3 protein-coding genes and 1 pseudogene are annotated in these 7313 nt (G+C 64.7%); all 4 read right to left on the minus strand.

The features are described 5' to 3' along the window. On the minus strand, window positions 1–3268 hold a 3268-nt coding region (locus Q0216_RS02905; RefSeq protein ID WP_298592785.1), incomplete at its 3' end, for an ATP-dependent DNA helicase RecG. Further along, complete coding sequence (locus tag Q0216_RS02910) at window positions 3265–4539, minus strand: Dak phosphatase (RefSeq protein WP_298592787.1); 1275 nt, start codon at window positions 4537–4539, stop codon at window positions 3265–3267. The genes Q0216_RS02905 and Q0216_RS02910, both read right to left, overlap by 4 nt. A gap of 262 nt (window positions 4540–4801) precedes the next feature. After that, window positions 4802–6166, minus strand: a complete 1365-nt coding sequence (locus Q0216_RS02915; RefSeq protein ID WP_298592788.1) for a thiamine-monophosphate kinase — start codon at window positions 6164–6166, stop codon at window positions 4802–4804. Window positions 6167–6244: 78 nt separating this feature from the next. Further along, window positions 6245–7313: pseudogene (locus tag Q0216_RS02920) on the minus strand (hypothetical protein); the annotation flags it as partial.

Genomic DNA, 7313 nt, shown 5'->3' on the forward strand with positions numbered 1-7313 from the left:
CCTTTCTGGCTTCTTCTAAAATCGGAAAATCTTCGATAATATCAGCCACTTGGAATTCTGGAAGTCCTGACTGTCTGGTTCCAAAAATCTCACCCGAACCACGCATTTTCAAATCTTCCTCCGCAAGGACAAATCCATTAGTCGTTTCTGTCATGATGCGCATGCGGTCCTTCCCAGAGTCAGTCTTGGGATTGGCAACGAGAACCGCATAGGACTGCTTGTCTCCCCGACCAACACGACCTCTGAGCTGGTGAAGCTGGCTGAGACCGAACCGATCGGCATCCATGATGATCATGAGCGTGGCGTTCGGGACGTTCACGCCCACCTCAATGACGGTGGTGCTAATCAGCAGGTCAATTTCGCCGCGCTCGAAAGCGGTCATGACGGCGGTCTTCTCCGCCGGGTCCATGCGGCCGTGCAGGGTGCCGATACGCACGCCGACGAGGGCGTCCTCTGCGCTCAGATAGGAGTACATTGAGGCGACCGAGGTCAGCTGAACCTTGCCGTCGCTGCTGGCGTTACCGCCCTGACCGAAATAGCCCTGGGCGGAGTTGCCCGCGCCGGTTCCCGCACCGTTCAGGCTGGATGCGCCAAAGAACGCCGCGCCTTCCTCCAGGCTGTCGCCGTCCTCCCCGATTTTGGGTACGACAACATACACCTGGTGGCCCGCGTCGATTTCTTCGCGGGCGCGCCTCCACAGCCGGGACGCCCAGGCGGGCTTCTCGGCGAGGGGCACCACGTGGGTTGAAATCTTCTGGCGGCCGGCGGGCAGGGTGTCGAGCACGGACACGTCCAGGTCACCGAACACGGTCATGGCGACGGTACGCGGAATGGGCGTTGCGGTCATGACCAGGCGGTGCGGCAGGGCGCCGTCGGTGCCGCGCAGTCCGTCGCGCTGCTCCACGCCGAAGCGGTGCTGCTCGTCCACGACGACCAGGCCCAAATCGTGGAAGCTCACCTCATCGGAGAGCAGGGCGTGGGTGCCAATCACAATCTGGGCGGTGCCGTCGGCGAGCTCCTGCAGTACCTTGCGCTTGGCGCGGGTGCCCATGGAGGCGGTCAGCAGGCGCACGCGCACACGGGCGGGTTCCTCGCTCCCCGCGGGGATTCCCTCGGCAGAGCTCTCGGCAGAATCGTCAGCGTCAGGGTCTTCGGGCGCCGCCATATCCCCCAGGATGTCCAGCACCGAACGCAGATGCTGCTCGGCAAGCACCTCGGTCGGGGCGAGCATCGCGGACTGGCCGCCCGCATCGGCAACCTGCAGCATGGCACGCAGAGCCACCACGGTCTTACCGGAACCCACATCACCTTGCAGCAGGCGGTTCATGGGCGATTCACTCGACAAATCCGCGGCAATCTCAGCGCCCACCTTCTGCTGCCCCTCGGTCAGCTCGTAGGGCAGAACCTCCAGCAGCTGATCGGCGAGGCCGCCCTCCACGGCTGGGCGCGGCTGGGTCAGGTGCGCGGCACGCACCGAACGCAGGCGGGCGAGCGCGCTCTGCAGTACGAATGCCTCGCGGTAACGCATCTGCGCCTGTGCGGCACGCCACGTGTCCTCCGAGTCGGGGGTGTGCAGGGCGCGGTACGTCCACTCGAGCGAGGGCACCTTGCGGGCGCGACGAATCGTGTAGGGTACCGGGTCTTCGAGTTCTTTGAGCGGCACCTTTTCGAGCAGCTGCGCCATGTAGCCGCTAATGCGGTCGGTGGGCAGCTTCACGGGGGCGCGGTAGACGGGCACGGGGGCGGTGGCGGCGTCGGTGACGTCCGCGCCGGAAGCGTCCTTCGAGAGCAGGGCGTAGTGCGGGTTGGTGAGGGTGTATTCGCCGCGGTAGATGCCGACCCTGCCGGAGAACATCATGGTTTCGCCCTCGTGGATTTCGCGGGCGGCGGTCCATGCGTTGAAGAAGGAGAGCTTCATCTGTGAGCCGATGAGCGCGCCCGCACCGGGGTTCGTCATGCTGGGTGCGGGCACGCCAAAGAGGCCTCCCTGAGCGAAACTATCCTGCGCAAAATTATCCTGGCCGTAGCTGTCTGCGTAGCCGCTGTAGGAGGCGGGCTGGGCTCCCCTGCCCTGTGCCGGGTTCTGGGCGGCATGAGCGAGCGCGTTGATACGCGGGTTATGCATCCCGGTTGCCTGCCAGTTCTGCGCGGGCGCGCCGGATACTCTGGATGCGCCGGATGCGCCGGGGCGGTTAGCGCGGCCGGGTACCACGGATACAGGACCACCAGCCCCGAAGCCAGTAGTACCAAAGCCAGCGGCACCAAAACCGGCGGGTGCCTCCTGCCCGGTGGCGTCGGAGAGCCGGTCGGTGATGGTCACTTCCGTGATTTTGCCGCGGCGTGCCGCCATGGTTCGGGTGCTCACGTGCACCACGCGGGCGATGATGGTGACGTCCTGGCCCTCGACGAGTTCGGCGAAGGAGCTAAGCTCGCCGCGCGGCAGGTACTTGCGCGGGAAGTATTCGAGCATCTCCCCGACGGTGTGCAGGTCCAGGTGCGTGGAGATTGCCTTGGCGCTGGGTGCGGGCAGGTATTTTTTGAGCGGCGCATTTTCGATGCGGTCTTCGGAGGCGTAGCGCGCCAGGGCACGGCTCTTAGCCTCCGCGGCAGCCGATGCGGGCTTCGCAGCCGTAGCCTTCTTAGCCGTAGCCTTCTCAGCCGTTGCCTTCTTCGTGGAAGCTTTCTGGGCGGGAGCAGTCTTCTTCGGCGCGTCGGTTTTCGATGCTGAGGCTTTGGAAGCGGGGGCCTTCTTTGCGGGCGCAGTCTTCTTCTGAGCTGGCTTCATCCGGTCAGGTTCCTCCGGTTGAGTTGCCTGCCGCGCCGCCAACGCAATATCGACCAGCTCGTAGATAGCGTCGTCGGTCATGGTGTGCGCGGCGGGACCCAGCGAATGCTTGAGCGTCTTGAGCGCCTTACGGTAGGGTGCGCTGGCGCGCTGTGCCGCGCGTTCGCTCAGCTCGGCGCGGCTCACCTCGCCTCGAGCGTAGGCGGCGAGATCACGCACGGTCAGCTCGGCGGTGGTGCGGAGCTGCTCATCGCTCAGTAGCGGCGTATCTTTTGTCCCCCGCTGAGCTCGGATCGTGGAAGTAGAGCGGGTAGGCTCGACAACCGTTGAATTTACGGGCTCGCCCTGCGCCGCCTCAACCTTCGCAGGCTTAACCTTCGCGGGCTCAGTACTTGTCGGCTTAGTTTTGGCGGGTGCAGGCTCAGGAAGCCCCAAGTCCAGGGCTTGTTGTTGCGGATTCACGGAATGTCGTGCGGGGCTCATGCGCCGCCCTCCGCATCGCACGCGTGGTCGGCGTGGTGGCCGTCCGCCAGGGAGGAAATACGCTCATCCGACCACTGACCGTAGCCCATAATCAGCTCGCGGGCGAGGTCAATGTCGGGCACGTGCACATGCAGAGCCCAGAGTCCAGCCGCCATGTCCAGGGGCGTAATGAGCAGGCTGTCGCCCATCGCTTCAAGCTCGGGGCGCAACTGCGCTAAGGCGAGGGGCTCGCAGATCAGTGTACCCATGAGTTCCCAGCCGCTCTGCCCTGCCTGTGCTGCGTGTTCGGCTGGTTCTGCGTGCTCGGCAGGTTCAGAGCCCGCCCGCACCGCATCCACAGCAGAGGGCGCACGCAGCATGGACTCCACCTGCGCCTCGCTCAGGGTTGCCCCCTCCCAGCGCGGGTTGGAGTGCACCACGGTAAGGTAGAAGCCAAGCGCGCCGGCATCCACGAAACCGGCAAGCTCGGGTGAGGGCGGGAACTGCGCGGTACGTTCCAGGGCGGCACGCATCAGCACCCGTCGACGCTCTTTCAGCGCCTCGTCAGCGGCTTCTGCGTCCGGTGATGCATCATAGTGCGCGTCCAGGCGGGCGAGCTCCACCATGACCGACAGCATCGTGGAGGGCACCATCTGCTCCCCCACGCTGGCGCGAATACGCTCAGCCGCGAACGCCATCGCGCGCGCCTCCGCGTGGGCGTACTCCAGCTTCACTTCACGATGCTTCGGCAGGGAACCGCCAGCAATAACGCGCTCGTAGTCCGTTTCCAGGACGCGCACGAGCGGTAGCTCATCGGCTGCGTCCCCGAGCTCCCGAGCGAGGTTTCCGGGCAGGAACCAGTAGCTGCGCACCGCCTCCAGCGCCCAGGCACAGAGCAGGGTACCCGAGTTGCCGCGCGCCACGCGGGATGCGCGCATAATCGCGTGCTCATAGATGCCGCCCAGCTGAATCCACAGGTGGGCGAGGGTTTCGGAGGCGCCCGCCGCCTCAGGCGCGTACGCGTCTTCTTCGCCAGACAGCTCCCCGTTGGGCAGAACCTGCTCCATGCCCCGCTCAAACTCTTCGGTCAGGGTCAGCAGGGTGTGGGCAATATTGGAGCCGGTGTCCTTATCGGGCACGGGGAACCCGTTGAGTTCGTTGAGCGCCTCGCGGTAGCGTTCGATGGTGGTGCGGGCGGCGGTGGACCACGCTACACCGAAGCGGTAGGCGCGCACGCAGGCGCGGCGGTAAATCTCGCGCTCTTCGGTGCGCTGGTTCTGCTCTGCGTTCACGCTACCCTCCTCGTCAGTTTCGCGTGGTTCTCGGCTAGATTACTGCTAGTTCTAGGCTAGTTCCCGACTGATTTCTCGGTGCCCGCGGCACGGGCAGAATCCAACCTATTTCGTACTTCTATTCTAAGCAATTTCGGTTAAATGTACGGTATTGCCCACCGCCTATCCCGCGGGCTGAAAACACGGGCTGAAAGCACGGACTAAACACACAAACCGCCCGCACCTCGCGGCACCTGGTGGCTTGCGGCGCTCGGTCAAGCTCCTAGGCGGAAGCACCGTAGTGTTCCCAGCCCATGCCGTCCAGGGAGCGTCCGTCCATCACGACCGCCGCGCCGGTCACCGCATTGTGGCGGCGTTCGGCACCGTAGAGTTCGGCACTCAGGCCGCGCTCCGGGGCATCCGCCACGCAGGTACCCAGGGGCACGAACTCTTCGGGCACCTCACCGGGGAAGGTCGCCAGCAGGCCGTGGTCTTCTCCACCAACCAGCACGAAGGTGCGCGCCAGGGATGCGGGGCTCTCCCCCGCCTCGTTGCGCTCACCAATCGCCAGCAGCAGGCGCGCCAGCGGTAGCAGCGGCTCGGCGAACGCATCCACGGCGGTGCGATCGAGGCGCATCTGCACCCCGGAGGCGGCGGCAACTCGCCCGGCATCCTTGACGAGTCCGTCGGAAAGATCCAGCATGGAGCTTGCCTGATGCTGGCGCGCCACTTCACCGGCGGGGATGGGACTGACCGGATGGTGCTGCGAGTCGACGGCGCGCTCGCAAACCGCAACCATGTGCGCGGCATCTTCGGGGGTGAGGGTGCGGGCAAGCTCGATGAGTCCTTCGGGAAGAGCACTAGAGCCGTCACCCTGCTTCTCAGGGTGCTGCTGAGCCTGCTTTTGAGCCCACGCTCGGCTCACCGTCTCCAACGCCACCTCAGCACCCTGACCTGCGGCAATGGCACGCAACAGTGCCGTGGCGGGCAGGGAGAGCGGGTTGAGCAGCAGACGCAGACCGGCATCGGACCAGGCGGTACGTCCCGCCAGGGCGATAGTGTCGCCGGGGCGCGCGCCGGAGCGCAGCACGGCGCGATCCGTGTAGCCGAGGGCGGTGACGGTTACCGACATTTCGGTGGAGTCGCCAATATCGCCGCCGCCAATCACGCATTCGGTGGCTCCGCAGGCGTTGATTCCGTCCACAATGCCGTGTGCGAAGCCGTCAATCCAGCCGTAAGGAGTGCTACCGGGCAGACTCAAGGAGATGAAGAGGCTTGCCGGGCGTGCACCCATGGCGGCAACGTCGGCGAGGTTCTGGGTCGCGGCTTTGCGCCCCACATCGTAGCCGCTGCTGCGGGCGGGTTCCAGGATGAACTCACCGTCCTCACCAGCCCGTGCGATACCGCCGGGCCACAGGTTCATGAAGTCCTGGTCCTCAACGAGAGTGTCGGTGGTGACCACGGTACGCTGACCGGGCGCGGGCGCGGCGAGGACGGCACAGTCGTCGCCGGGGCCCACATCGAGGGGTTCGATGTGCCCCGCCTGGCGTGCCGCAGCGGCAACCTGCTCGTTGTGGGCGTTGATAATCGGCATGAAGGCGCGCAGAACGCGGGACTCCCCCAGCTTTGAGAGAGGTGTCTCTCGCATGGGGTTGTCCCGCGTTTCGCTAAAGGTCTGAGGATTCACATCCTCTATTATCGCGTATTCTTACGCGTTATGTTCGCCTTATGCTCCGCGGCTAAAGTAGCGGATTGCCAGAGCAATCAGCACCAGACCGATGAGTGAGAAGAGGATCAGCGGTGCAATGCCGGAAAGTCCGGAATCGTCCGCGTCCGCATTCTTCACGGCCTGCTCCTGAGCGGCGTTCGCGCCGTCAGCCTTTGCCACGCTCTTTGCGGAGCGGCTGGCGCTAGCCGAGGCGGAGGAGCTAGGCGACTTCGAAGCCGACGCCGAGTTTGAGGAGCTCGAGGGGCTTGCACCGGTGGTGTGGTCCTCGTCGGTCTTATTGCGCGAGAGGTATCCAGCAACCCAGTCTGCCGCACCCGGGATAGAGTCATCCGAGCCGTTATTGGCTGCGATTCGTCCTAGGGTGGTGCCGCCAGAACGCAACGGATCATCTTCGTCGCCATCAAGCTTGTCATTCGGTGCCTTGGTGCTCGGTGAAGAGCTCGAAGATCCCGAAGAGGAGCTTGAGGACTCAGAGGAGTTGCCCGGTCGCGGAAGCTCGATGGAGATGACGACATCTTCCCCCGAGGTTTCCTGACGGTTTCCAGGGACGGTCACCGGGTTGTTCGCCGGAGGAATCGGAGCAACAGGCTCAGTCTCAATCGGGGTAACCGACTTGGAGTCCGAGCTGTCCTTATTGTCTTCTGCCGGAACCACCGGAGTCACCGGAACCACGGGGATTTCTGCATCCTTAGTGGGTTCCTTGGTCGGCTCGGGCACTACCGGATCCTGAGTGGGTTCAGGAGTGGGCTCTACCGTAGGCTCAGGGGTCGGATCCTGAGTCGGCTCCTCGGAGGGTGCTTCACTCGGTTCCTGAGTCGGTTCGGGAGTTACATCCTTGGTCGGCTCGGGAGTGGGCTCCGGATTCGGTTCCGGGGTTACGTCCTTAGTCGGCTCAGGAGTGGGTTCCGGAGTAGGCTCCGGTTCCGGGGTGGGCTCAGGATTCGGTTCAGGAGTGGGTTCCGGAGTAGGCTCCGGTTCCGGGGTGGGCTCAGGATTCGGCTCAGGAGTGGGTTCCGGGGTCGGGTCCTGAGTGGGTTCCGGGGTGGGATCCTGGGTCGGTTCCGGG

Origin of the sequence: uncultured Rothia sp. (genome assembly GCF_937976295.1) — a bacterium.
Classification (GTDB): domain Bacteria; phylum Actinomycetota; class Actinomycetes; order Actinomycetales; family Micrococcaceae; genus Rothia.